This is a genomic window from Streptomyces sp. NPDC087845 (genome assembly GCF_044742755.1).
GTDB lineage: Bacteria > Actinomycetota > Actinomycetes > Streptomycetales > Streptomycetaceae > Streptomyces.
In genome coordinates this window covers 101,937-125,347 of sequence record NZ_JBIUVC010000003.1, presented here as the reverse complement: position 1 = coordinate 125,347, position 23,411 = coordinate 101,937, and the positions used below count along the sequence as shown (strand labels likewise).

The following is a 23,411-nucleotide window of genomic DNA, read 5'->3' as shown; positions in this document are numbered from 1 at the left end:
CGCCCCCGGATCAGCGGCGGATCAGCCGGCGGGCCGTCGCCGCCGCGACCGCCGAGGTACGGGAGTCCACGCCCAGCTTCGCGTAGATGTGCACCAGGTGGGACTTCACCGTCGCCTGGCTGAGAAAGAGCCTCTTGCTGATCTGCAGGTTCGACAGGCCCTCGCCGACCAGCTGCAGGACTTCCAGCTCACGCTTGGTCAGGGCCTGCCCCGGGGTCCGCATGCGGTCCATCAGCCGGTGCGCGACGGCCGGCGCGAGCGCCGAGCGGCCGGTCGCGGCGGTGCGCACCGCCGCCGCCAGCTCCTCCGGCGGGGCGTCCTTCAGCAGATAGCCGGCGGCGCCCGCTTCGACCGCGGCCAGGATGTCCGCGTCCGAGTCGTACGTGGTGAGGATCAGGACGCGGGGTGCGCCCGCCTCCGCCGTGATGGCCGCGGTGGCCCGGGAGCCGTGCATTCCCGCGCCGAACTGCAGATCCATGAGGACGACGTCGAACTCCCCGGTCGCGGCGAGCGCGACGGCCCGTTCGGCGGTGGCCGCCTCGGCGATCACGCGGAAGTCGGGTTCGGCGTCCAGAACGGCCCGCAGCCCCGCCCGCACCACCGGGTGGTCGTCGGCGAGCAGCAGCCTGATCGGGGCGGGGGCGGGGGGTGTCATGCGGCGTCCAGTCCTGTCCGGCCGTCGGGGAGGGGGAGCGGGAGGGTGAGGGCGACGGCCGTGCCCTGACCGGGCGCCGACTCGACACTGAGCGTGCCGCCCAGCGAACGGGCCCGGGAACGCATCGCGGGGAGCCCGAAGCCGCCGGTACGGGTGTCCGCGGCGACCGGCCCACCGCCCCCCGGGGCGAAACCGAGACCGTCGTCGACGACATCCAGGGAAACCGACGTGTCCATGAAGCTGAGTGTGATCTCCGCACGCCGCGCCTCCGCGTGCCGCACCGTGTTGGCCAGCGCCGACTGGGCGATGCGCAACAACGCCACCTCGTACGGGGTGGGCAGCTCCACCGGTGAGCCGCTGACCGCGAACCGCACGGTGAGGCCGGGGCCCGTGGTGCGGGCCGAGAGGCGTTCCAGGGCGGCCGCCAGGGAGCCGTTCTCCAGGTCGGGCGGGGACAGGGCGCGGACGAAGCGGCGGGCCTCGGCGAGGTTGTCCTGCGCGGCCTCGCGGGCCCGGCGCACGTGCGCGGTGGCGGGAGCACCGGTGGGCAGGGCGCGTTCGGCGGCGCGCAGCAGCAACTGGATGCTGGACAGGCCCTGTGCCAGGGTGTCGTGGATCTCGCGGGCCAGCCGCTCGCGTTCGGCGAGCGTGCCGGCCGTACGTTCCGCCTCGGCCAGCTCCGCCCGGGTCGACATCAGCTCCTCGATGAGCTCGCGGCGCCGTTCGCTCTCCCGGAACAGCGCCTGGTACCCGAGGACCGTCGCGACCGCGACCGCCGCGCCGAGCAGCGGGCCGATGAAGGCACCGGGCGTGATGGCCCGGCCGTGCAGGACGAAGGCGGCGATGGCGGCGGCGGCGGTGACCGCGACGGCCGGCAGGGCCCAGCGCGTCGGCAGCAGATGCAACTGGAGGAAGTAGAGCGGGAAGGCCACCCACAGGGCCTCGGGCGACAGGACGAGCAGCACCAGCCAGACGGCGCCCAGCAGTGCCAGCCACAGGGCGGCGGCGCGGTTGTGCGGCTGGACGGCGGGGGCGAGCGCGCCCGCCGCGTACGCCCCCGCCATCACACAGGCGACCACGGTGACGGCGGTGGCGTGCGGTGCGCTGTCGCCGACGGCCCGTACCGCCGCGAGCGCGAGCAGTCCCACCAGCAGCGCGTGCAGACAGATCCGCAGCGCGGCGGCGACGGGGGGATGGGTACGGGAATCCATGATTCGTCCAGCGTAGACGGGTGGTGCCCGCTTCCGGTCAATCGAAAGGTTGATGCCGGGCCCCACCGCCGAGCGATGTTTCCGGAGGTCCGCGTGGCCAGGCTGGAGGCATGTTCGTTGCATGGAGAGATCTCCGGTTCGCCAAGGGCCGGTTCGCGCTCATGGGCTCGGTCGTGGTGCTGATCACGCTGCTCGTGGGTCTGCTGTCCGGTCTCACGGCCGGTCTGGCCCGGGAGAACACCTCGGCCGTCACGGGGCTGAACGCCGACCACCTCGCGTTCGCCGCCCCGCCCGACGGCCGGTCGGTGTCCTTCACCGATTCGACCGTCGAGGAGAAAGCCTGGCGGAGCTGGGCGAAGCAGCCCGGCGTGCGGGACGCGGAGCCGCTCGGCATCCGTACGCTCAACGCCGCCGCTGTCGAGGGGGAGCGCACGGCCGCGGTCTCGGCGTTCGGTGTTCAGCCGGGCGGGCGCCTGGCCCCCGTCGGGGGAGCGCCGGTCGGCGCGGGGAAGGTGGTGCTGTCCGAACAGGCCGCCGACGACCTGGATGCCGGGGCCGGGGACCGGCTGCGGCTCGGCGGCACCGAGGTCACCGTCGCTTCGGTCGCGGCAGACGCCTCGTACAGCCATACGCCGGTCGTGTGGACCTCGCTCGACGACTGGCAACGATTCGGGGCCGACGGCGGCCCGGCGCGGCACGCCACGGTGATCGCCCTGACCACCACCGACGGCGCCGATGTCGCCGCGGGCGACAGGGCGGCGGGCACCCGCACGCTCTCCCTCCCGGACTCCCTCACCGCGATCGGCTCCTACCAGGCCGAGAACAGCTCGCTCCAGCTGATGCGCGGCTTCCTCTTCGCCATTTCGGCCCTGGTCATCGGCGCGTTCTTCACCGTCTGGACGATCCAGCGCAGCGGTGATGTCGCCGTCCTCAAGGCACTCGGCGCCTCCACCCCGTATCTGCTGCGCGACGCACTCGGGCAGGCCGTCGTGATGCTCGCCGTCGGCACGGGGGTGGGCACCGCGCTGGCCTCGGGCGCCGGTGCGGTGATCAGCGGCGGCGCCGTGCCGTTCGTCCTCGACGCGGCGACCGTCCTGGTCCCGGCTGCCGTGATGATCGTCCTCGGCGCCGTCGGGGCGGCCCTGTCCATCCGGCGGATCACCGCCGTCGACCCGCTCACCGCACTCGGGAGTGCCCGATGACCCTCACCCTCGCCGACGTCACCCTCACCTATCCCGACGGCGACGGCCGGCTCACCGCGCTGGACCGGGTCTCGCTGGAGGTGCCCGCCGGTTCGCTCACCGCGGTCGTCGGGCCGTCCGGCTCCGGCAAGTCCAGCCTGCTGGCGGTGGCCGCGACCCTGGTCACCCCCGACGAGGGCCGGGTCGTCGTCGCCGGCAGGGACACCGCGGGGCTCGGCCGTGCGGAGAAGGCCGAGCTGCGGCGCGAACGCGTCGGGATCGTCTTCCAGCAGCCCAACCTGCTGCCGTCCCTCACCGCGGCCGAACAGCTTCAGGTGATGACCCATCTGTCGGGCGGCGCCGTGCGCGGCGCCCGCGGCCGGGCGCTGGAGCTGCTGGAGGCGGTCGGCCTCGCGGACAAGGCCGGCCGCAGGCCCCATCAGCTGTCGGGCGGACAGCGCCAGCGGGTCAACATCGCGCGGGCGCTGATGAATGATCCGGCGGTGCTGCTCGTCGACGAACCGACCAGCGCGCTTGACCACGAGCGCGGGGCGGCCGTCCTCGACCTGCTGGTCGCACTGACCCGGCAGCGGTCGACGGCGACGGTGATGGTCACGCACGACCGGGCCCATCTGGAGCGCGCGGACCGCACGGTCATGATGGACGACGGCCGTCTGACGGTCCCCGCACCGGCCTGAGGCGGTCGGGGCCCCGGCGGCACGGGGCCCCGACGCCTCAGCCGGTGGAACCGCTGCTGGCCAGCGCGTCGGACAGCTCTCTCGCGGCCTGCTGCAGGATCGGTACGATCCGCTCCGTCGCCGCCTCCGTCACCCGGCCCGCCGGGCCCGAGATCGAAATCGCGGCCGAGGTGGGCGAGTCGGGAACGGAGACCGCCAGGCAGCGCACCCCGACCTCCTGCTCGTTGTCGTCGATCGCGTAGCCGACCCTGCGGACCTGCTCCAGCGCGTCGAGGAAGTCGTCCGGGGTGGTGATCGTCTTCTCGGTGGCGGCCGGCATTCCGGTACGGGCGAGCAGCGCCCGGACCTCCTCCGGGGGCGTGTGCGCCAGCAGCGCCTTGCCGACGCCCGTGGAGTGGGGGAGCACCCGGCGGCCCACCTCGGTGAACATGCGCATCGAGTGCTTGGACGGCACCTGCGCCACGTACACGATCTCGTCGCCGTCGAGCAGCGCCATGTTCGCGGTCTCGCCGGTCTCCTCGACCAGGCGCGCGAGGTACGGGCGGGCCCAGGTGCCGAGCAGCCGGGAGGCGGACTCGCCGAGCCGGATCAGCCGCGGGCCGAGCGCGTAGCGGCGGTTCGGCTGCTGGCGCACGTACCCGCAGACCACCAGCGTGCGCATCAGGCGGTGGATGGTGGGCAGCGGAAGCCCGCTGCTCGCGGAGAGTTCACTCAGCCCGACCTCGCCCCCGGCATCCGCCATCCGCTCCAGCAGATCGAAGGCGCGCTCAAGGGACTGGACACCACCACTGGACGCGGCGGGCTTGGAGTCGGATGTGCTGGCGTGGGACGGCGGCACGTCAACGGTCCTTTCGAGGCGTAAGGGCAAGTCAGCAGAGTACCGGGCGCTTTCCGATCGGCCCACTGCTCAGGGTGCGGCGTCCTGGCCGGTCAGAGCCCCTTTGTCCCGGTGTCCGCAGTCGGCGGGCCGGTTCCGCGGTGCCGCACTGGTCCCATGTTACGTTCCGCTCTTCGAAATTCGTCTTTTACTTTGTGGAAACCTCCAGTCGTGGGTGCGGGTGGTCCGGCGGGCGCCCGGCGAGGAGAGTGGGGTCTTGACGGGCCTGAATCCCGAGTGAAGACTCCTTCAACAGTTCGTTGAATCTGTCAGCGGCCGAAAGTCCGAAGTGAGGAGCACGGGTGTCCGGTGCGGACGTGAAGCTGGTACTGCGCTCGACGCGTGTCGCCACCCCGGACGGGACGCGCCCCGCAGCGGTCGCGGTCGCCGACGGGAGAATCGGTGCCGTCCTGCCGTACGGCACCGAGGTGCCGCCCGGCGCCAGGCTGGAGGACTTCGGTGACGACGTCCTGCTGCCCGGACTCGTCGACACCCATGTCCATGTGAACGACCCCGGCCGCACCGCGTGGGAAGGCTTCCACACCGCCACCCGCGCCGCGGCGGCGGGCGGCATCACGACCCTGCTCGACATGCCGCTCAACTCCCTCCCGCCGACCACCACCGTCGGTCATCTGCGCACCAAGCAGCAGGTGGCAGCCCCCAAGGCGCACATCGATACCGGATTCTGGGGCGGGGCGGTCCCGTCCAACGTCAAGGACCTGCGTCCGCTGCACGAGGCCGGGGTCTTCGGTTTCAAGTGCTTCCTGTCGCCCTCCGGTGTCGACGAGTTCCCGGAACTCGACCAGGAGCAGCTGGCCCGGTCCATGGCCGAGATCGCCGGCTTCGGCGGGCTGCTGATCGTGCATGCCGAGGACCCGCGCCACCTGGCCTCCGCCCCCCAGCGCCGCGGACCCGCGTACGCCGACTTTCTCGCCTCCCGGCCCCGGGACGCCGAGAACACCGCGATCGAGGGACTCATCGCGCACGCCAGGCGGCTGAACGCCCGGATCCATGTGCTGCACCTGTCCTCCGGCGATGCGCTGCCGATGATCGCCGCGGCCAGGCGCGAGGGTGTACGGGTCACCGTCGAGTCCTGTCCGCACTTCCTCACCCTCACCGCCGAGGAAGTCCCGGACGGCGCCACGGAGTTCAAGTGCTGCCCGCCGATCCGGGAGGCCGCCAACCAGGACGCGCTGTGGGACGGCCTGGCCGACGGGACGATCGACTGCATCGTCTCCGACCACTCGCCGTGCACCGCCGACCTCAAGACGCCGGACTTCGCCACCGCCTGGGGCGGCATCTCCTCCCTCCAGCTGGGCCTGCCCGTCATCTGGACCGAGGCCCGCAAGCGCGGCCACTCACTCGACGACGTCGTCCGCTGGATGTCGGCCGCCCCCGCCGAACTGGCCGGGCTGGCCCGCAAGGGGGCCATCGAGGCCGGCCGCGACGCCGACTTCGCCGTCCTCGCCCCCGACGAGACCTTCACCGTCGACCCCGCCGGACTCTTCCACCGCAACCAGGTCACCGCCTACGCCGGCCGGACCCTGCACGGCGTCGTGAAGTCGACCTGGCTCCGCGGGCAGCGGATCGCGTCGGACGGCACCGTCGGCGAACCCACCGGCCGCCTCCTCGAAAGGAACCACTGACCATGACGGCGACAGCCCGCTTCACCGGCGACGCGAACCCGTACGGCGGCGGCGACCCGTACGCCGACTACCGCACCGCCGATCTCCCCTTCACCGACCTCGTCGACCTGGCCGACCGGCGCCTCGGCGCGGGGGTGATCGCCGCCAACGACGAGTTCTTCGCCGAGCGCGAGAACCTGCTGAAGCCGGAACCCGCCGAGTTCGACCCCGAGCGCTTCGGCCACAAGGGCAAGATCATGGACGGCTGGGAGACCCGGCGCCGCCGCGGTGCGGGCGCCGACCGGCCGCACCCGGCGGACGAGGACCACGACTGGGCGCTGGTACGCCTCGGCGCGCCCGGAGTCGTACGCGGCATCGTCGTCGACACCGCGCACTTTCGCGGCAACTACCCGCAGGCGGTCTCCGTCGAGGCGGCCTGCGTCCCCGGCTCCCCGTCGCCCGAGGAGCTCCTCGCGCCCGGGGTGAAGTGGACGACGCTGGTACCGCGTACGGCAGTCGGCGGACACGCGGCCAACGGATTCGTCGTCGCGGCCGAACAGCGCGTCACCCATCTGCGGGTCAACCAGCATCCCGACGGCGGGATAGCCCGGCTCCGGGTGTACGGCGAGGTCGCCCCCGACCCGGTCTGGCTGGCCGCGCTCGGCACCTTCGATCTGGTCGCCCTGGAGAACGGCGGCACGGTCGAGGACGCCTCCGACCGCTTCTACTCCCCGGCCACCCACACCATCCAGCCAGGCAGGTCCCGCAAGATGGACGACGGCTGGGAGACCCGGCGCCGGCGCGACAGGGGAAACGACTGGATCCGCTACCGGCTGGTCGAACAGGCGGAGATCCGGGCCGTCGAGATCGACACCGCGTATCTGAAGGGCAACTCGGCGGGCTGGGCGAGCCTTTCCGCCCGCGACGGGGACGGCGGCGACTGGACCGAGGTGCTGCCCCGGACCCGGCTGCAGCCCGACACGAACCACCGCTTCGTCCTGCCGGACGCGGTGCGGGCCACGCACGTCCGGATCGACATCTTCCCGGACGGTGGCATCTCCCGGCTGCGGCTGTTCGGGTCACCGACCGAGGAGGGGGCCGTGCGACTGGCCGCGCGCCACCGCGAGCGGGCCGGATAGCTTCCCCGTCCGCCCGCGTGCCGGACGGGCCGGTGCCCGACCCGTCCGGCACCGTCCGGGTGTGCCCGATGAGTCCGTGTCCGGGGCTTGTGCGACCCTGGACGCATGATCTTCATCGCCGTCAAATTCACCGTTCGCAGTGCCGAGCGTGACAACTGGCTGCCGGCCGTCGAGCCCTTCACGCTCGCGACCCGGAAGGAGCCGGGCAATGTGTTCTTCGAGTGGTCGTACAGCGTCGAGAACCCCGACGAGTTCGTCCTGCTGGAGGCCTTCGCCTCCCCCGAGGCCGGCGAGGCCCATGTGAAGTCGGAGCACTTCGCGGCGGCGATGGACCTGATGGCGGATCTCGTCGCCGAGACCCCGCAGATCATCAACGTCGAGGTGCCGGGCGAGGGCTGGTCCCGGATGGCGGAGGTCACCCCGCGCTCGCGGTGACGCGCCCGCCGATGTGCCCGCGCATGCCCGCGCCGGGCGCATCGGCGCGGCGGCCCTCTCAGAACTCCTCGTGGACCTCGGGATCGCCGCCGAACCGCCGCTGCGGCCCGGCCGAGATGCGGGCCAGCTCGTCCGGCGTCAGTTCGAACCCGAACAGGTCGAGGTTCTCGCGCTGCCGTCCCGGATCGGCCGACTTCGGGATCGGTACGGCACCGAGCTGGGTGTGCCAGCGCAGCACGGCCTGCCCCGGCGTCACACCGTGCGCCTCCGCAATGGCGACCAGCTCCGGGTCGGCCAGCACCTTCCGGCCCCGGGCGAGCGGGCTCCAGCTCTCCGTGACGATGCCCTTGGCGGCGTGCACGGAGCGCAGTTCTTCCTGCGGGAGGCGCGGATGCATCTCGATCTGGTTGACGGCGGGCAGCACCCCCGTCTCCCGCTCCAGCCGGTCGATCTGGGCCGCGGTGAAGTTGGAGACGCCGACCGAACGCACGAGACCGTCCTCGCGGAGCCGGATCAGCGCCTTCCAGGTGTCGACGTACAGATCGAGCCGGGGCAACGGCCAGTGGATGAGATACAGGTCCACGTACTCCAGCCCGAGATTGCGCCGCGACTCCTGGAACGACGCCAGCGCCGGCTCATAGCCGTGATGCCGGCCCGGGACCTTGGTCGTGACGAAGACCTCCTCCCTCGGCACGCCGCTGCGGGCGATCCCGCGCCCGGTACCTGCCTCGTTGCCGTAGTTCAGGGCGGTGTCGACGAGCCGGTAGCCCATGCCCAGGGCTCCGGCGACGGCCTTCTCCGCCGCGTTGTCGTCCAGCGGCCAGGTGCCGAGTCCGACGGCGGGGATGGCGCGGCCGTCGTCGAGAGGGAGGACCGGGGTCGCGGTCATGATCTTCCTTTCCGTCCGGAGCCTTCCCGACCAGGCTAGGGCGGACCGGCACGGGGCGCCGTCCGGCGGTTGCCGGTGCGACGCCGTCCGGGAAGCCCCTCGCCGGGCCGACCCGGTTCGACCCGGGCCGGGCCGAGCTGGTTCGAAGCCGTTCGGCGGGCCGTTCGCGGAGCAGGATCAGGCCGTGTGGCCGCCGTCCACCGCCAACTCCGCACCCGTGATGAACGCCGCCTCGCCACTCGCCAGGTAGGCGATCAGGGAAGCCACTTCCTCCGGCGTGCCGAACCGGTCCAGCGCGGTCGCGGAGCGCTGTCCGGCGGCGAACGGGCCGTCGGCCGGGTTGAGGTCCGTGTCGACGGGGCCGGGCTGGACCAGGTTGACCGTGATGCCGCGCGGGCCGAGCTCGCGTGCGAGCGCCTTGGTGAGGCCGGACAGCGCCGATTTGCTCATCGTGTAGAGAGTGGAGCCGGGGCCGCCCGCGTGACGGCTCAGCGCCGTGCCGAGCGAGATGATGCGGCCACCGTGTCCCATCAGCTCCGCCGCCGCGCGGCAGGCCAGGAAGACCGCCCGCACGTTGATCGCGAGCACCCGGTCGGCATCGTCCGGGGTGAGGGTCCCGATGGGGCCAAGGACGCCGATGCCGGCGTTGTTGACCAGGACGTCGAGCCGGCCGAGCACGTCCGCCGCACGGTGCACGGCCGCCGGGGCGGCGTCCCGGTCCGCCGAGTCGGCGCGCAGGGCGATGCCGCGACGGCCGTACGACCGGATCTTCTGGACGACCGTCCGGGCGCCGTCCTCGTCCCGCACGTACGTCAGCGCCACATCGGCGCCGTCCCGGGCCAGCCGCAGGGCGGTCGCGGCACCGATGCCCCGGCTGCCGCCGGTGACGAGGGCGGTCCTGGCCGTGCCGGGGGCCGTGGTCGTGCTGTTCGTGGTCATGAAGGGTCTCCTGGTCCGTGGTTCCGGTCGGGCGTGTCCGGGGACGCGGCGCCGGGTCCTGCGACGCCCGTGTCCTCCGGCACGGACAAGGAAAGATCTTCCGGGCGGCGGAAACCGGCGGGAATCGGACGGCTAATCCGGTGCGGTCGCGAGCGGGGTCCCGCCGGGTCGGCCGACGGGAGCCGGACGGCAGCGACGGCGGCTCGGGCGGAGGGGCTCGGCGGGTGGCCGATTCCACCGGTGGGTGAACGGCACGGCAGCCGCCGCGGGTGTTCCCGGGGCCGGTACCCGCCCGGTACGTTGATCGTTCCGCGTGTGAGCCGTCGAGGTCTCCACAGCGTGCCCGCAACCGTTTCCCCCGCCTGCCGGGGGGAACCCGCCGTGGAGAACCAGGAGAACCCGCCAGGTGTCCTCGATCGCCGTGCCCGCCCTCGCCCCGCCCCGCCGGGCCTGGCTCACCGATCTGCCCGTGCTGCTCGTGGCCGTCGTCTGGGGTTCCAGCTACCTCGCGGCCAAGGGCAGCACCACCGCGCAGACCGTCGTCGCCGTCCTCGTGCTGCGCTTCGCCGTGGTGCTGCCCGTGCTGGTCGTGGCCGGCCGGCGCAGGCTGCGGGCGCTTCGCGCGGCGCAGTGGCGGGGGGCCGGTCTGCTGGGGCTGGTCCTCAGCGGGATCTTCCTGGTGGAGACGTACGGCGTCGTGCACACATCGGCGACCAACGCCGGGCTCATCATCAGCCTCACCATGATCTTCACCCCGCTCGTCGAGGCGGCGGTGACCCGGGTCCGGCCGCCCGGTGCCTTCCTCGCCGCCGCCGGGCTCTCGGTGGCCGGTGTGGTGCTGCTGACCCAGGGCGGCGGGTTCACCAGTCCGTCGGCGGGCGACCTGCTGATGCTGGTGGCCGCGCTCGCCCGCACCGCACACGTGATGCTGATGTCCCGCATCAAGTCGGTCCAGGGAGCGGACTCGCTGTCGCTGACGACGATTCAGCTCGGCAGCGCGGTCGCCGTCTTCGCGGTGCTCGCCGCCGTACCCGGCACCGGGGACGCGCCGTGGACGGTGGCCGCCGGGTTCGGACTCCCGGAATGGGGCGGGCTGCTCTTCCTCTCCGTCTTCTGCACGCTCTTCGCCTTCTTCGTACAGATGTGGTCGGTGCGCCGCACCTCGCCGTCCCGGGTCAGCCTGCTGCTCGGTACGGAACCGCTGTGGGCCGCCGCCGTGGGCATCGCCATCGGCGGTGAGCGACTCGGCGTCCTCGGCGCGGTGGGTGCCCTGCTGGTGCTCGCCGGTACCGGCTGGGGCCGGCGGGCGGTGGCTCCGGCTACTCCTTGAGCCGGTCGGCGGCGACCATCACCGCCACCCCCGTCACGACCAGCACGATGTCGACGAAGGTCGCGTGCGGGCCGATGAAGTCCAGCCGCCGCACCACCGTCCAGAACCGGAACCACCCTGTCCATTCGTTGAGGAGTCCGGCGACCCCCTGGGCGAAGACGAGGAAACCGGCCGACTCGCAGAGTTTCTTCATGGCGAGAGCCTCGCGGGCGCCGCCCCACCACCGCGTCGGCCACCGGCACTGCGGGGCTCGGCCGAAAGTCTCGCGTCGCGCGACTTTGGTCGCTCGCCGCGCCCGGACGGTCGGGTCACCTGCCTGACCTGGGTAGTTTTGTCGTATGACGCGTACGGAGTACCGCTGGCTGCTGCCCTCGGCGATGGCCGACCCCGAGCTGCCCGGCGACCAGGGCGGCCGCGCGCGACGCACCGTGCGGGACTGGGTCGTCGACCTCACCGCCTTCCTCTGCGCGGCCGGAATCGGCCTGCTCACCGCGGCGGCGATCGACGCGGGCCACACCACGCCCGAAGGCGTCGTCTTCATCGACTGCCTGGTGGGCGCCGCGGCCTGCTGCGCCCTGTGGGTGCGGCGGCGCTGGCCGGTCGGTGTCGCGGTGGGCCTGACCCTGCTCTCCACCGTCGAACCGGTCGCCGCCGGAGCCGTGCTCGTGGCCCTGTTCAGCGTGGCCGTGCACCGCCCGTTCCGGCCGGTGGCGGCCATCGGGGTACTCGCCCTGCTCGTCGCGCCGGTGCAGCCGTATCTGCGCCCCGATCCGAACACCTCGTTCGTCGGGTCGACGATCATCGGCGTGCTGCTGTCCCTGCTGGTGCTCAGCTGGGGCATGGTCGTACGGTCCAGGCGCCAGCTCGTCGTCACCCTGCGCGAGCGGGCCCGCCGGGCCGAGACCGAGGCGGAGCTCCGGGCCGAGCAGGCCCAGCGGCTGGCCCGCGAGGCCATCGCCCGGGAGATGCACGACGTGCTGGCCCACCGGCTGACCCTTCTCAGCGTCCACGCGGGCGCCCTCGAATTCCGTCCCGACGCACCCCCGGCCGAGGTGGCGCGCGCCGCCGGGGTCATCCGGGACAGCGCGCACGAGGCGCTTCAGGACCTCCGGGAGATCATCGGAGTCCTGCGCAGCCCGAGCGAGAGCGACGGCAACCGGCCGCAGCCCACTCTGGCCACCCTGGACTCGTTGATCGCCGAGTCCCGGCTGGCCGGTATGGACGTCGCTCTCGACAACCGCATCGCCGACCCCGCCACGGCCCCCGCGGCCACCGGCCGCACGGTCTACCGCATCGCGCAGGAGGGCCTGACCAACGCCCGCAAACACGCACCCGGTGCCGAGGTCTCGGTCACGGTCGCCGGCGGACCGGGCGACGGCCTCACCATCGAGGTGCTCAATCCGGCGCCGACCGCACCGTTCGAGCGGGTCCCCGGCTCGGGCCAGGGGCTCATCGGCCTCACCGAGCGCGCCACTCTGGCGGGCGGCCGCCTCGACCACGGGTCGGAACCGGGCGGAGGATTCGGCATCCGGGCCTGGCTGCCGTGGCCGCTCTGACCGCCATGGACGGCCGTGGCCGCGAGGCCCGCCACGGACGTTCGGTCCGCCACGGACCTGCGGCCCGTCCTGCCGTGGCCGCCGTGTCGGCCGAGGCCGGGGCCGACGGGCGTTCACGGGCGGGCGCGACGGTCTCCGGCGCGCCGGGTCTCCGGCCCTGGCTACGGTTGTCGTCATGACCAACTCGACCGCCATGGACCCCGTGGCGCAGCCCGTCCGGCTGCTCATCGTCGACGACGACCCGCTCGTACGGGCCGGGCTCGCGCTCATGCTCGGCGGCGCAGACGACATCGACATCGTGGGGGAGGGGGCCGACGGCACCGAGGTGGCGGATCTCGTCGACCGGCTCCGCCCCGATGTGGTGCTGATGGACATCCGGATGCCGGCCATGGACGGGCTGACCGCGACCGAGGCCCTGCGTACCCGCCCCCACGCTCCGGAGGTCATCGTCCTGACGACCTTCCACGCCGACGAGCAGGTGCTCCGGGCCATCCGCGCCGGAGCGGCCGGATTTGTCCTGAAGGACACCCCTCCGGCGCAGATCGTCGACTCGGTGCGGCGGGTGGCGGCCGGCGATCCGGTGCTCTCGCCGGCGGTGACCCGCCGGCTCATGGCCCGCGCCGCCGGGACCCGGCCGGGGAGCGGCCACGACGACCGGGCCGGCCGGGCACGGCGGCGGATCGCCGCACTGGCCGAGCGGGAACGCGAGGTCGCCGTCGCCGTCGCCCATGGCTGTTCCAACGCCGAGATCGCCGCGGCGCTCCATCTCAGCGTGGCGACCGTGAAGACGCACGTGTCCCGGATCCTGGCCAAGTTCGATTTCAACAACCGTGTCCAGATCGCGCTGTTGGTGCACGACGCGGGCCTGCTCGACGACGACGGTCCGGAAACCGGCGGCATAGGCTGAGCCGGTCGATCCGAGACGATCGAGCCGTTCAGACCGGGAGGGGCGATCCCATGTCCGATGCCAGTGGCTGTGTCGATGTCGATCTGCGCGGGGTCGAGGACTTCACCGCGGATCCCTATCCGTACTACGCGAAGCTGCGGGCCGCGGGCCCCGTGCACACCGTCCGCACCGACGACATCGAGCGGGCCTGGCTCGTGGTGGGGTACGACGAGGCCCGCGCGGCCCTCGCCGATCAGCGGCTCGGCAAGGACTGGCGCGGGCTGCCCGGCGCGCCCGTCGAGAGCTCCCCGATCTTCGCCAACATGCTGGAGCTCGACGCGCCGCACCACACCCGGCTGCGCAAACTCGTCGCCCGGGAGTTCACCGCCCGCCGGGTCGAGGCCCTGCGTCCGCGCGTCCAGCAGATCACCGACGAACTCCTCGACGCGATGGTGCCGTCGGGGCGTGCCGATCTCGTCGACGCGCTGGCCTTCCCCCTGCCCATGACCGTCATCTGCGAACTGATCGGTGTGCCGGACCTGGACCGTGAGCTGTTCCGCCGGCTGTCGAACGGCGTCATCCATCCGGCCACGCCGCAGGAGGAGGCCGAGACGGTGGCCGCCATGGGGCGGTACCTCGGCGAGCTCATCGAGGACAAACGGCGCTCACCGGGTGAGGACCTGATGAGCGCGCTGGTCAGGGCGCGGGACGAGGAGGGGGACGGCCTGTCGCCCGACGAACTCGTGGGCATGGCGTTCCTGCTGCTCGTCGCGGGCCACGAGACCACGGTCAACCTGATCTCCAACGGGGTACGCGCACTGCTCGGACACCCGGACCAACTGGCCGCACTCCGCGCCGACCCCGGCCTGATGGACGGCGCCGTCGAGGAGATGCTGCGCTACGAGGGCCCGGTGGAGACCGCCACGTTCCGCTTCCCCCGCGAGCAGATCGAGATCGGGGGCCGGGTCATCCCGGCGGGCGAGCCGGTCCTGGTCTCCCTGGCGGGTGCCGACCACGACCACGGCCGCTACCCTCGGCCGGACACCTTCGACATCCGCCGCGACACCCAGGGGCACCTGGCCTTCGGGCACGGCAGCCACTTCTGCATGGGTGCCCCGCTGGCCCGGATGGAGGGCCGGATCGCGATCCGTACGCTGCTGGAGCGGTGCCCCGGCCTCGTACTGGACGCGGACGAGGGCGAGTTCGACTGGATCCCCGGGCTGCTGATCCGGGGGGTGCGCCGACTGCCCGTCCGCTGGTGAGGTAAGAACCTCTGTCATGACCGGACTTGACTTGCAGATGGCACAGAAGGTTCTCGACAGCCAGCCGTTCAGCGGCCTCGTCGGGGCGCGGATCACCGCCTTCGGGGGCGGCGCGGCCACCCTCGAAGTGGACATCCGGCAGGAACTCCAGCAGCAGAACGGTTTTCTGCACGGTGGAGTCCTGGCCTACGCCGCCGACAACTCGATCACCTTCGCCGCCGGGACGACGCTCGGCCCCGCCGTGCTGACCGGCGGCTTCTCCATCCAGTACGTGCGGCCCGCCACCGGCCGCACACTCGTCGCCCGCGCCGAGGTGGTGCACACCGGCCGCCGCCAGGCCGTGGTCCGCTGCGAGCTGTTCGCCGCGGGCGACGACGGGGCCGAGACGCTCTGCGCGGTCGCGCAGGGCACCGTACTGTCCGCCACGTCGTCCTCCTGAGCCGTCCGGCTCGCCGCCGGTCACGAGGCGGGGCGGGCCGGTTCCACCGGACGGGCGGCGCCCGCGGCGACCTCCGCGATCTCCACGGGGCGCCGCTCCCGGCGGGACACCTCGCACGCCTCCGCGACCAGCAGCGCGTACCAGGCCTCCCGGCCGTCGCACGGATTGGGCAGCTCGCCCCGCACCACCCGTACGAACGCGTCCAGTTCCGCCTCGTACGCCGGGGCGAACCGTTCCAGGAAGCCCGGCCAGGGGCTGCGCGGCGCGGCGGGGCCCCGCGGCTCGGCCGAGGTGACCGGCGTACGGTCGTCCAGGCCGACCGTGATCTGGCCGAGCTCGCCCGCCAGTTCCATCCGTACGTCGTAACCGGCGCCGTTGCAGCGGGTGGCCGTCGCCGTGGCCAGGGTGCCGTCGTCGAGGGTCAGCAGAGCCGCCGCCGTGTCGACGTCGCCGGCCGCCCGGAACATCTCGGGCCCGGCGTCCGATCCGGTGGCGTACACCTCGGTCACCTCACGGCCCGTCACCCATCGCAGCATGTCGAAGTCATGGACCAGACAGTCCCGGTACAGCCCCCCGGAGAGCGGCAGATACGCGGCGGGCGGCGGCGCCGGGTCCATCGTCATCGCCCGCACGGTGTGCAGCCGGCCCAGCGCCCCCGCCCGCACGGCGGCGCGCGCCGCCCCGTACCCGGCGTCGAACCTGCGCATGAAGCCCAGCTGGAGGACGCTTCCGGCCTCCTCGACCTCGCGCAGCGCGCTCAGCGTCCCCGGCAGGTCCAGGGCGATCGGCTTCTCGCAGAACGCGGGCAGTCCCGCCCGCGCGGCCTGCCCGATCAGCTCCGCGTGCGCCGACGTGGCCGAGGCGATCACCACGGCGTCCACCCCCGAGCCGAACACCTCGGCGGCGCTGTCCGCGGCCGTCGCGCCGATGCGGCCGGCGACCCCGGCCGCCCGCGCCCGGTCGGTGTCCGCCACCACCAGCACGTCCACCTCGGGATGGCGGGCCAGTACGGCCGCGTGGAAGGAACCGATCCGGCCGGTGCCGATGAGTCCGATGCGCATGGACCCAACGTGCCGCCCCCCGGCTGCGCTGTCAACCATATGTCCTGACAAGGTGCGGCTTGTTCGGTGTTCATGCTGTCCGGACAACAGAACGACCTGACTACCGGAGTTTCTGACCCGAGGGATACCCTCCACGCGTGCCCAAACCCACCACCGACCCCGTCGCACTCGAACTCGGTGTGGACCGCACCAGCCCGGTTCCCCTGTACTACCAGCTGGCCCAGCAACTGGAAGCGGCCATCGAGCAGGGCCGACTCGCCCCCGGCAGCCTCCTCGGCAACGAGATCGAACTCGCGGCCCGGCTCGGCCTCTCCCGGCCCACCGTCCGCCAGGCCATCCAGTCACTGGTCGACAAGGGCCTGATGGTCCGACGCCGCGGCGTCGGCACCCAGATCGTGCACAGCCGGGTCCGGCGCCCGCTCGAACTGAGCAGCCTGTACGACGACCTGGAGGCGGCGGGCGGGCACCCCACGACCCGCGTGCTGCGCAACACCGTCGAGCCCGCCGGTGCCGAGGCCGCCGGCGCCCTCGGCATCGCGGAGGGCACCGACGTCCATCTCGTCGAGCGGCTGCGGTACGCGTACGACGAGCCGCTGGCACTGCTGCGCAACCAGCTGCCCCTCGGGACCGTCGACCCGGACACCGGCCGGCTGGAGACCACCGGCCTGTACCGGATGATGCGCGGCTGCGGCATCACCCTGCACAGCGCCCGCCAGACCGTCGGAGCGCGGCTCGCCACCGCCGAGGAGGCGGCCGTACTCGCCGAGACGGAAGGGGCCGCCCTGCTGACGATGGAGCGCACCGCCTTCGACGACACCGGGCGCGCGGTCGAGTTCGGCTCCCACATCTACCGGGCCTCGCGCTACTCCTTCGATTTCCAGCTGCTCGTGCGGTGACGACGGCCGTCCGGCCCCGTTGACGTCTCGTGCGCCCGCCGCTACAACTCCTCCAGTCGCACTCGGGCGGCCGGGAGGGAAGGCGGACCCACGGATGCGTACCCCGCGCACGGCAGCGCCCCGGATCGCCACGGCCGCCATCGGCGGCGGAGAGCCGGTGCCCACGGGCCCGGCGACCATCGCCGCCGCCGGCGCACCGCGGCCGGAGGAATACGCCGCGCGCGGCACCCGGGGACCGTCGCGCGCACCGCCGCGGGCACCCGGCGCCCGCGGCGGTGTGCCGCCCCTGCCGGGCGGCGCCGTCGGCGACTCGGGGATACTTGGCCAGCCGGGCAGGGGACGAATCGTCCCCGGCCCCACCAAAGAGCACAGCGAGCAGCACAAGAAGGGCACGGCGTCGTGGCAAGGGTTCGGACAGGGGTACGTGCGATGGGCGCCGTGCTTGCGGCGGTGCTGGGGGTCTCCCTCGTGGGATGCAGCAGCACCGGCGGCAAGCGGGCGGAGGAGCGCGCGGCCCGGGCTGCCGCCGAGGGCCGGGCCGCGGTGGACACACCCCGGTGGACCTTCGCCATGGTCACCCACTCGGGCGACGGCGACACCTTCTGGGACATCGTCCAGCGGGGCGCCGAGCAGGCGGCCGTCAAGGACAACATCAAGTTCCTGTACTCGCACAACGACGAGGCGCAGCAGCAGGCCCAGCTCGTCCAGGCCGCCATCGACCAGAAGGTCGACGGGCTGATCGTCACGCTCGCCAAGCCCGACGCGATGAAGGACGTCGTCGCCAAGGCCACCAAGGCCGGCATCCCGGTGATCACGGTGAACTCGGGCTCCGCGGAGTCCAAGCAGTTCGGCGCGCTCACCCACATCGGCCAGGACGAGTCCATCGCGGGCGAGGCGGTCGGCGACGAGCTCAACGCACGCGGCCGCAAGAAGGCCCTGTGCATCCTGCACGAGCAGGGCAACGTCGGCCACGAGCAGCGCTGCGCCGGAGCGAAGAAGGCATTCGACGGGCAGATGCAGAACCTGTACGTCGAGGGCACCAACATGCCCGACGTCCAGGCGTCGATCGAGGCCAAGCTCCAGGCCGACAAGAGCATCGACGCGGTCGTCACCCTCGGGGCGCCGTTCGCGGACGCCGCCGTCAAGGCGAAGAAGACCGCGGGCAGCAAGGCCGAGATCGACACCTTCGACCTGAACGCCAAGGTCGCCACCGCCCTCCAGGACAAGAGCCTCGGCTTCGCCGTCGACCAGCAGCCCTACCTCCAGGGATACGAGGCCGTCGACCTGCTCTGGCTCTACCGGTACAACCGCAATGTCCTCGGCGGCGGGCGCCCGGTCCTCACCGGCCCGCAGATCATCACCTCGAAGGACGCCGCCGAGCTGGCGGAGTACACGAAGCGGGGGACCCGATGAGCACCGTCACGGGCCCACCCGCCCCGGCCGCGGCCGACGAGCGGCTGCTGCGCACCTCACCGCTGCGCAGACTGCTCGGCCGCCCCGAGCTCGGTTCGGTGGTCGGCGCCGCGGCCGTCTTCATCTTCTTCTCGATCGTCGCCGACAGCTTCCTGCGCGCCTCCAGCCTCGGTACGGTGCTCTACGCGGCCTCCACCATCGGGATCATGGCCGCGCCGGTGGCGCTGCTGATGATCGGCGGCGAGTTCGACCTCTCCGCCGGTGTGCTCGTCACCAGCTCCGCGCTGATCTCGTCGATGTTCAGCTACCAGATGACGGCCAACGTCTGGGTCGGCGTCTTCGTGTCGCTGCTGGTCACGCTGGCCATCGGGGCGTTCAACGGCTTCATGCTGACCCGGACGAAACTGCCGAGCTTCATCACCACGCTCGGCACGTTCCTGATGCTGACCGGCCTCAATCTGGGCTTCACCAAGCTGATCAGCGGGACGGTGTCGACGAAGTCCATCGGCGACATGGAGGGCTTCGACTCGGCCCGTCGGGTCTTCGCCTCGCAGTGGACCATCGGCGGCGTCGAGTTCAAGGTCACCATCCTGTGGTGGGCCGTGCTCGTCGCGATCGCCACCTGGATCCTGCTGCGCACCCGCTTCGGCAACTGGATCTTCGCGGTCGGCGGCGAGGCCGGCGCGGCCCGTGCGGTCGGCGTCCCGGTGATCCGCACCAAGATCGGGCTCTACCTCGGGGTCGCCTTCGCCGCGTGGGTCTCCGGGCAGCACCTGCTGTTCTCGTACGACGTGGTGCAGTCCGGCGAGGGCGTCGGCAACGAGCTGATCTACATCATCGCGGCCGTCATCGGCGGCTGCCTGATCACCGGCGGCTACGGCTCCGCGATCGGCTCGGCGGTCGGTGCCTTCATCTTCGGCATGACCAGCAAGGGCATCGTGTACGCGGAGTGGAACCCGGACTGGTTCAAGTTCTTCCTCGGAGCCATGCTGCTCCTGGCCACCCTGCTCAACGCATGGGTACGCAAGCGCGCGGAGGCGACGAAATGACGGCCCCCCAGGCACCGGCCGGCCGGGAGACGTCCCCCCGGGCGCTCGTCGAGCTCGACCACGTCAGCAAGTTCTACGGCAACATCAAGGCACTCCAGGACGTCTCGCTGGAGGTCCACGCGGGGGAGATCTCCTGTGTCCTCGGCGACAACGGTGCCGGCAAGTCCACCCTGATCAAGATCATCGCGGGGCTGCACCGGCACGACGCGGGAAGCTTCCTCATCGACGGCGAGGAGACCGCCCTCGCCAATCCGCGCAATGCCCTCGACCGGGGTATCGCCACGGTCTACCAGGACCTTGCCGTCGTCCCCCTCATGCCGGTCTGGCGGAACTTCTTCCTCGGCTCCGAGCCGACCACCGGCGCGGGCCCCTTCAAGCGCCTCGACGTACGGCTGATGCGCGAGACGACCCGCTCCGAGCTGCTGCGCATGGGCATCGACCTGCGCGACGTCGACCAGCCGATCGGTACGCTCTCCGGCGGCGAGCGCCAGTGCGTCGCCATCGCGCGGGCCGTCTACTTCGGCGCCAAGGTCCTCGTCCTGGACGAGCCGACCGCCGCGCTGGGTGTCAAGCAGTCCGGCGTCGTCCTCAAGTACGTCGCGGCCGCCCGTGACGCCGGCCTCGGCGTGGTCCTCATCACGCACAACCCGCACCACGCGTATCTCGTGGGTGACCGGTTCGTCCTGCTCAAGCGGGGCGCCATGTCCGGCAGCCACACCCGGGCGAGCATCACCCTGGACGAGCTGACCCGCCAGATGGCGGGCGGCAGCGAGCTGGAGGAGCTCGGCCACGAGCTGGAGCGGGCCCCGGGACCGACCCACCTGGGCGGCCGCCCGGTCACCGACGACCCGAGCTGACCACGGGCCCGTGCGGGCCCCTGCCAACGGGTCCGCCGACCGCGGTGTCCCGGCAGTGGCAGAATCGAGCTCGACGGGCGCCGTCCGCCGCCGGGAGCACCGCCCCGGTTCCCCCAGACCCCGCAGGGACGATGAGCACGTACCGCGACTTCACACACCGCGGCTCCGCCCGCGCCACCGTCCTGCGGACGGTGGGCACCCGGGAACGGCGCTCGCACCTCACGGCGCCGCGGGTACCCACCGTCGGCATCGACATCGGGGGTACGAAGGTGATGGCGGGTGTCGTCGACGCCGACGGCAACATCCTGGAGCAGCTGCGCACCGAGACGCCGGACAAGTCCAAGAGCCCCAAGGTCGTCGAGGACACCATCGTCGAGCTGGTCCTGGACCTCTCCGACCGGCACGACGTGCACGCCGTGGGCATCGGGGCGGCCGGCTGGGTCGACGCGGACCGCTCCAAGGTGCTGTTCGCCCCGCACCTCGCCTGGCGCGACGAACCGCTGCGCGACGCCCTCGCCTCCCGCCTCGTCGTCCCCGTCATGGTCGACAACGACGCCAACACCGCCGCCTGGGCGGAGTGGCGCTTCGGAGCGGGCCGCGGCGAGGACCACCTCGTCATGATCACGCTCGGTACCGGCATCGGCGGCGCGATCCTGGAGGACGGACAGGTCAAGCGCGGCAAGTACGGGGTCGCCGGTGAGTTCGGCCACATGCAGGTGGTGCCCGGCGGGCACCGCTGCCCGTGTGGGAACCGCGGCTGCTGGGAGCAGTACAGCTCCGGAAACGCCCTCGTCCGCGAGGCCAAGGAACTGGCCGCGGCCGACTCCCCGGTGGCCCACGGCATCATCGAGCGCGTCAAGGGGAACATCCCCGACATCACCGGGCCGCTCATCACCGAACTGGCCCGCGAGGGCGACGCGATGTGCGTCGAGCTCCTCCAGGACATCGGCCAGTGGCTCGGCGTCGGCATCGCCAATCTGGCCGCCGCCCTCGACCCCTCCTGCTTCGTCATCGGAGGCGGTGTCAGCGCCGCCGACGACCTGCTGATCGGCCCCGCCAGGGACGCCTTCAAGCGCCACCTCACCGGCCGCGGCTACCGCCCCGAGGCCCGGATCGCGAAGGCGCAGCTCGGCCCGGAGGCAGGTATGGTCGGCGCCGCCGACCTGGCCAGGCTGGTGGCCCGCAGATTCCGCCGTACCAACCGCCGCCGCGTCGAGCGGTACGAGCGGTACGCGCAGATCTACGACCAGGCCGCGAGCACCATCCGTAACACGCGCAACACTCGCACCTCCTAGGGATCCCCACAGACATGACCGCAGCCGAGCACCCCGTCCTGCCGCGCCAGTCCTCGCCGCCCGACGACGACAGGCCGCCACAGGACCGGCGCCGGATGATCCGCCGCCGTCTGATCACGGCGACCATCATCGTGCTGCTCATCGGCATTCCGGCCGGATACCTGCTGATCTCCGCGGGCCAGAGCCGCCGCTCCGGCCAGAACAAGGAGTCCAAGGCGTCCGCGCAGGGGCTCCAGGAGGGCTGGCCGTCCCGGCTGCAGCGCCGGATCTTCGAGCTGCCGATGCCCGGCAACGCGCTGGACGTGCAGTACTACGAGACCAACAACTGGAAGGCCAGCCGCCTGTACGTGGAGTTCCGCACCACCTCCGCCGGGCTGGACCGGTTCCTGAGCCGGCTGGGCAGCGGCCGCGCCGAACTGGAGACGGGCAAGGTCAGCATCGGCGCCCGCGACCAGGAGGTCTCGGGCTGGAGCTTCAACCCCGGCGTCGCGTGGGCGGGCACCACGCACACCAACAAGGGCCCGCGGCCCACCCAGGACATCACCGTGAACATGACCGATCCGATGAACCCTGTCGTCTATGTCGTCTCCGCGGCGACCCCCTGACCGGAAGCCTGCGGGCCGCTCACCGACCGGAGCGAGTGAAGCGGCGCCGGTGACATGGATACCCCGTACGGGCCCGGCGCCGGGCCCGTACGGGGTATCCATGCCGCGGCGACGGTCGGGCTGCAAGCCGCCGGCCGGCCACGGGACCGCGGTGGTGCCGGTGCGTCAGGGGCGGTTGGCCAGATAGCCGCCCATGGAGGTGAAGTACTCCGTCGCGGGCATCTCCCGGCCGTCCTCGGTGCGTATGCGCGTGATGGCCAGGCCGTGGTTGCGGCCGGTGCGGGCGTCGGCTCCGGCGACGATCACCACGCCGTCGCCCTCGCGGTAGAAGATGCGGCCGGGCGTACCGCCGTAGCGGCTCCGGGACACGACTGCGGCGAGGACCTCGAGTCGCCTGCCCTTGTGGAAGGTGAAGGCGCTGGGGTACGGCTCGGACTGGGCGCGGACCAGGCGTTCGAGGTCTTCCGCCGGCCAGGTCCAGTCGACGCGGATGTCCTCGGTGGACCGCTTGTGGAAGAAGCTGGCCCGGGAGCGGTCCTGCTTGGTGAACTCCGTCTGCCCGGCGGCGATGAGGCCGAGTGCGCCGATGGTGACCGGGGCGATGAGGTCGACGGTCTTGTGGAAGAGGTCGGTGGCGGTGTCCGCCGGTCCGACCGGGACCGCCTCCTGCCGGACGATGTCGCCGGCGTCGAGTTCGTCGTCCATCATGTGCGCGGTGACGCCCACTTCGGGCTCCCCGTTGATCAGGGCCCAGATCAGCGGGGAGAAGCCGGCGTACTTCGGCAGCAGCGAGTCGTGGACGTTCAGCGTGCCGTGGCGCGGGAGGCCGAAGATTCGCGGGGGGATCCACGTCCGCCAGTTGTTGGCCACGATGATGTCCGGGTCCGCCTCCTTGAGGCGCTCGAACAGCTCGTCGTCGTCGGGGCGGTTGCGGATCAGGACCGGTACGCCGTGCTCTTCGGCGAGGTCGGCGACGGAATCACTCCAGATCTTCTCGTACGCGTGCTCGCTCTTGGGGTGCGTCACGACCAGTACCACGTCGTGCTCGGAGTCCAGAAGGGCTTGCAGGGTTCGGTGCCCCCAGGTCTGGTAACCGAACATGACGACCCGCAT

General features: G+C 72.3%; 24 protein-coding genes. 16 read left to right on the top strand and 8 right to left on the bottom strand.

Annotated features, from left to right (window positions below):
• Positions 1 to 10 precede the first annotated feature (10 nt).
• Positions 11 to 655 (bottom strand): response regulator transcription factor, encoded by a 645-nt coding sequence (locus ACIOMQ_RS09750; RefSeq protein WP_362197381.1) that lies wholly within the window; start codon positions 653 to 655, stop codon positions 11 to 13.
• The gene (locus ACIOMQ_RS09745) at positions 652 to 1,866 is read right to left on the bottom strand and encodes a sensor histidine kinase (protein ID WP_362197378.1); all 1,215 of its coding nucleotides are present in this window, start codon (positions 1,864 to 1,866) and stop codon (positions 652 to 654) included. Before ACIOMQ_RS09745 ends, ACIOMQ_RS09750 begins: the two co-directional genes overlap by 4 nt.
• Positions 1,867 to 1,976: 110 nt before the next feature.
• Here ACIOMQ_RS09745 and ACIOMQ_RS09740 point away from each other — a divergent pair, with 110 nt between their 5' ends.
• The gene (locus ACIOMQ_RS09740; protein ID WP_402188488.1) at positions 1,977 to 3,068 is read left to right on the top strand and encodes an ABC transporter permease; all 1,092 of its coding nucleotides are present in this window, start codon (positions 1,977 to 1,979) and stop codon (positions 3,066 to 3,068) included.
• Positions 3,065 to 3,745 (top strand): ABC transporter ATP-binding protein, encoded by a 681-nt coding sequence (locus tag ACIOMQ_RS09735; RefSeq protein ID WP_362197372.1) that lies wholly within the window; start codon positions 3,065 to 3,067, stop codon positions 3,743 to 3,745. Before ACIOMQ_RS09740 ends, ACIOMQ_RS09735 begins: the two co-directional genes overlap by 4 nt.
• Before the next feature lie 37 nt (positions 3,746 to 3,782).
• On the opposite strand, the gene ACIOMQ_RS09730 is transcribed toward ACIOMQ_RS09735, so the two are convergent.
• The gene (locus ACIOMQ_RS09730; protein WP_362197369.1) at positions 3,783 to 4,583 is read right to left on the bottom strand and encodes an IclR family transcriptional regulator; all 801 of its coding nucleotides are present in this window, start codon (positions 4,581 to 4,583) and stop codon (positions 3,783 to 3,785) included.
• A 341-nt stretch (positions 4,584 to 4,924) separates the two neighbouring features.
• Between ACIOMQ_RS09730 and allB the strand changes: the two genes are divergently transcribed.
• The 3 genes from allB to ACIOMQ_RS09715 all read left to right on the top strand — a co-directional run bounded on the left by allB (position 4,925) and on the right by ACIOMQ_RS09715 (position 7,821).
• Positions 4,925 to 6,268, top strand: coding sequence for an allantoinase AllB (allB, locus tag ACIOMQ_RS09725; RefSeq protein WP_401263755.1), 1,344 nt, complete (start codon positions 4,925 to 4,927; stop codon positions 6,266 to 6,268).
• 2 nt (positions 6,269 to 6,270) lie between these two features.
• The gene (alc, locus tag ACIOMQ_RS09720) at positions 6,271 to 7,386 is read left to right on the top strand and encodes an allantoicase (protein ID WP_362197363.1); all 1,116 of its coding nucleotides are present in this window, start codon (positions 6,271 to 6,273) and stop codon (positions 7,384 to 7,386) included.
• 105 nt (positions 7,387 to 7,491) lie between these two features.
• Positions 7,492 to 7,821, top strand: coding sequence for a putative quinol monooxygenase (locus ACIOMQ_RS09715; protein ID WP_362197360.1), 330 nt, complete (start codon positions 7,492 to 7,494; stop codon positions 7,819 to 7,821).
• A 58-nt stretch (positions 7,822 to 7,879) separates the two neighbouring features.
• Here ACIOMQ_RS09715 and ACIOMQ_RS09710 read toward each other — a convergent pair whose 3' ends face one another.
• Both ACIOMQ_RS09710 and ACIOMQ_RS09705 read right to left on the bottom strand, forming a co-directional pair.
• Complete coding sequence (locus ACIOMQ_RS09710; RefSeq protein ID WP_362197357.1) at positions 7,880 to 8,710, bottom strand: aldo/keto reductase; 831 nt, start codon at positions 8,708 to 8,710, stop codon at positions 7,880 to 7,882.
• A gap of 177 nt (positions 8,711 to 8,887) precedes the next feature.
• Positions 8,888 to 9,649: an SDR family oxidoreductase gene (locus ACIOMQ_RS09705; RefSeq protein WP_362197354.1), complete on the bottom strand. Its 762-nt coding sequence runs from the start codon at positions 9,647 to 9,649 to the stop codon at positions 8,888 to 8,890.
• Between the two features lie 406 nt (positions 9,650 to 10,055).
• On the opposite strand from ACIOMQ_RS09705, the gene ACIOMQ_RS09700 reads away from it, so the two are divergent.
• A complete protein-coding gene (locus ACIOMQ_RS09700; protein ID WP_402188486.1) occupies positions 10,056 to 10,979 on the top strand; it encodes a DMT family transporter in 924 nt (307 codons plus the stop codon).
• Here ACIOMQ_RS09700 and ACIOMQ_RS09695 read toward each other — a convergent pair.
• Positions 10,969 to 11,172 (bottom strand): hypothetical protein, encoded by a 204-nt coding sequence (locus ACIOMQ_RS09695; RefSeq protein ID WP_362197348.1) that lies wholly within the window; start codon positions 11,170 to 11,172, stop codon positions 10,969 to 10,971. The two genes, ACIOMQ_RS09700 and ACIOMQ_RS09695, sit on opposite strands and share 11 nt — an antisense overlap.
• Positions 11,173 to 11,317: 145 nt before the next feature.
• On the opposite strand from ACIOMQ_RS09695, the gene ACIOMQ_RS09690 reads away from it, so the two are divergent.
• From ACIOMQ_RS09690 to ACIOMQ_RS09675, 4 genes are all read left to right on the top strand, one after another.
• Positions 11,318 to 12,535: a histidine kinase gene (locus tag ACIOMQ_RS09690; RefSeq protein WP_401986621.1), complete on the top strand. Its 1,218-nt coding sequence runs from the start codon at positions 11,318 to 11,320 to the stop codon at positions 12,533 to 12,535.
• 175 nt (positions 12,536 to 12,710) lie between these two features.
• Positions 12,711 to 13,442: a response regulator gene (locus ACIOMQ_RS09685; protein WP_402188484.1), complete on the top strand. Its 732-nt coding sequence runs from the start codon at positions 12,711 to 12,713 to the stop codon at positions 13,440 to 13,442.
• Positions 13,443 to 13,492: 50 nt separating this feature from the next.
• Positions 13,493 to 14,683, top strand: coding sequence for a cytochrome P450 (locus ACIOMQ_RS09680; RefSeq protein WP_401263758.1), 1,191 nt, complete (start codon positions 13,493 to 13,495; stop codon positions 14,681 to 14,683).
• A gap of 16 nt (positions 14,684 to 14,699) precedes the next feature.
• Positions 14,700 to 15,122: a PaaI family thioesterase gene (locus ACIOMQ_RS09675; protein ID WP_402188482.1), complete on the top strand. Its 423-nt coding sequence runs from the start codon at positions 14,700 to 14,702 to the stop codon at positions 15,120 to 15,122.
• 20 nt (positions 15,123 to 15,142) lie between these two features.
• Here ACIOMQ_RS09675 and ACIOMQ_RS09670 read toward each other — a convergent pair whose 3' ends face one another.
• A complete protein-coding gene (locus ACIOMQ_RS09670; protein ID WP_401263759.1) occupies positions 15,143 to 16,183 on the bottom strand; it encodes a Gfo/Idh/MocA family oxidoreductase in 1,041 nt (346 codons plus the stop codon).
• Positions 16,184 to 16,320: 137 nt separating this feature from the next.
• On the opposite strand from ACIOMQ_RS09670, the gene ACIOMQ_RS09665 reads away from it, so the two are divergent.
• The 6 genes from ACIOMQ_RS09665 to ACIOMQ_RS09640 all read left to right on the top strand — a co-directional run bounded on the left by ACIOMQ_RS09665 (position 16,321) and on the right by ACIOMQ_RS09640 (position 22,298).
• Positions 16,321 to 17,079, top strand: a complete 759-nt coding sequence (locus tag ACIOMQ_RS09665) for a GntR family transcriptional regulator (RefSeq protein ID WP_362197333.1) — start codon at positions 16,321 to 16,323, stop codon at positions 17,077 to 17,079.
• A gap of 429 nt (positions 17,080 to 17,508) precedes the next feature.
• Positions 17,509 to 18,492, top strand: a complete 984-nt coding sequence (locus ACIOMQ_RS09660) for a sugar ABC transporter substrate-binding protein (RefSeq protein WP_362197330.1) — start codon at positions 17,509 to 17,511, stop codon at positions 18,490 to 18,492.
• Positions 18,489 to 19,541, top strand: a complete 1,053-nt coding sequence (locus ACIOMQ_RS09655; protein WP_402188480.1) for an ABC transporter permease — start codon at positions 18,489 to 18,491, stop codon at positions 19,539 to 19,541. Before ACIOMQ_RS09660 ends, ACIOMQ_RS09655 begins: the two co-directional genes overlap by 4 nt.
• Positions 19,538 to 20,398, top strand: a complete 861-nt coding sequence (locus ACIOMQ_RS09650; RefSeq protein ID WP_402188478.1) for an ATP-binding cassette domain-containing protein — start codon at positions 19,538 to 19,540, stop codon at positions 20,396 to 20,398. The genes ACIOMQ_RS09655 and ACIOMQ_RS09650 overlap by 4 nt, the downstream gene beginning before the upstream one ends.
• Before the next feature lie 131 nt (positions 20,399 to 20,529).
• Positions 20,530 to 21,693, top strand: a complete 1,164-nt coding sequence (locus ACIOMQ_RS09645) for an ROK family glucokinase (RefSeq protein ID WP_072486134.1) — start codon at positions 20,530 to 20,532, stop codon at positions 21,691 to 21,693.
• A gap of 14 nt (positions 21,694 to 21,707) precedes the next feature.
• The gene (locus ACIOMQ_RS09640) at positions 21,708 to 22,298 is read left to right on the top strand and encodes a hypothetical protein (protein ID WP_362197318.1); all 591 of its coding nucleotides are present in this window, start codon (positions 21,708 to 21,710) and stop codon (positions 22,296 to 22,298) included.
• 165 nt (positions 22,299 to 22,463) lie between these two features.
• Here ACIOMQ_RS09640 and ACIOMQ_RS09635 read toward each other — a convergent pair whose 3' ends face one another.
• A complete protein-coding gene (locus tag ACIOMQ_RS09635) occupies positions 22,464 to 23,411 on the bottom strand; it encodes a methionyl-tRNA formyltransferase (protein ID WP_402188476.1) in 948 nt (315 codons plus the stop codon).

Bases quoted from the DNA above. Each gene is read 5' to 3' on its own strand.
- ACIOMQ_RS09750 (WP_362197381.1), bottom strand. From the start codon at position 655: ATGACACCCCCCGCCCCCGCCCCGATCAGGCTGCTGCTCGCCGACGAC.
- ACIOMQ_RS09745 (WP_362197378.1), bottom strand. From the start codon at position 1,866: ATGGATTCCCGTACCCATCCCCCCGTCGCCGCCGCGCTGCGGATCTGT.
- ACIOMQ_RS09740 (WP_402188488.1), top strand. From the start codon at position 1,977: ATGTTCGTTGCATGGAGAGATCTCCGGTTCGCCAAGGGCCGGTTCGCG.
- ACIOMQ_RS09735 (WP_362197372.1), top strand. From the start codon at position 3,065: ATGACCCTCACCCTCGCCGACGTCACCCTCACCTATCCCGACGGCGAC.
- alc (WP_362197363.1), top strand. From the start codon at position 6,271: ATGACGGCGACAGCCCGCTTCACCGGCGACGCGAACCCGTACGGCGGC.
- ACIOMQ_RS09715 (WP_362197360.1), top strand. From the start codon at position 7,492: ATGATCTTCATCGCCGTCAAATTCACCGTTCGCAGTGCCGAGCGTGAC.
- ACIOMQ_RS09710 (WP_362197357.1), bottom strand. From the start codon at position 8,710: ATGACCGCGACCCCGGTCCTCCCTCTCGACGACGGCCGCGCCATCCCC.
- ACIOMQ_RS09705 (WP_362197354.1), bottom strand. From the start codon at position 9,649: ATGACCACGAACAGCACGACCACGGCCCCCGGCACGGCCAGGACCGCC.
- ACIOMQ_RS09695 (WP_362197348.1), bottom strand. From the start codon at position 11,172: ATGAAGAAACTCTGCGAGTCGGCCGGTTTCCTCGTCTTCGCCCAGGGG.
- ACIOMQ_RS09690 (WP_401986621.1), top strand. From the start codon at position 11,318: ATGACGCGTACGGAGTACCGCTGGCTGCTGCCCTCGGCGATGGCCGAC.
- ACIOMQ_RS09685 (WP_402188484.1), top strand. From the start codon at position 12,711: ATGACCAACTCGACCGCCATGGACCCCGTGGCGCAGCCCGTCCGGCTG.
- ACIOMQ_RS09680 (WP_401263758.1), top strand. From the start codon at position 13,493: ATGTCCGATGCCAGTGGCTGTGTCGATGTCGATCTGCGCGGGGTCGAG.
- ACIOMQ_RS09675 (WP_402188482.1), top strand. From the start codon at position 14,700: ATGACCGGACTTGACTTGCAGATGGCACAGAAGGTTCTCGACAGCCAG.
- ACIOMQ_RS09670 (WP_401263759.1), bottom strand. From the start codon at position 16,183: ATGCGCATCGGACTCATCGGCACCGGCCGGATCGGTTCCTTCCACGCG.
- ACIOMQ_RS09660 (WP_362197330.1), top strand. From the start codon at position 17,509: ATGGGCGCCGTGCTTGCGGCGGTGCTGGGGGTCTCCCTCGTGGGATGC.
- ACIOMQ_RS09655 (WP_402188480.1), top strand. From the start codon at position 18,489: ATGAGCACCGTCACGGGCCCACCCGCCCCGGCCGCGGCCGACGAGCGG.
- ACIOMQ_RS09650 (WP_402188478.1), top strand. From the start codon at position 19,538: ATGACGGCCCCCCAGGCACCGGCCGGCCGGGAGACGTCCCCCCGGGCG.
- ACIOMQ_RS09645 (WP_072486134.1), top strand. From the start codon at position 20,530: ATGAGCACGTACCGCGACTTCACACACCGCGGCTCCGCCCGCGCCACC.
- ACIOMQ_RS09640 (WP_362197318.1), top strand. From the start codon at position 21,708: ATGACCGCAGCCGAGCACCCCGTCCTGCCGCGCCAGTCCTCGCCGCCC.
- ACIOMQ_RS09635 (WP_402188476.1), bottom strand. From the start codon at position 23,411: ATGCGGGTCGTCATGTTCGGTTACCAGACCTGGGGGCACCGAACCCTG.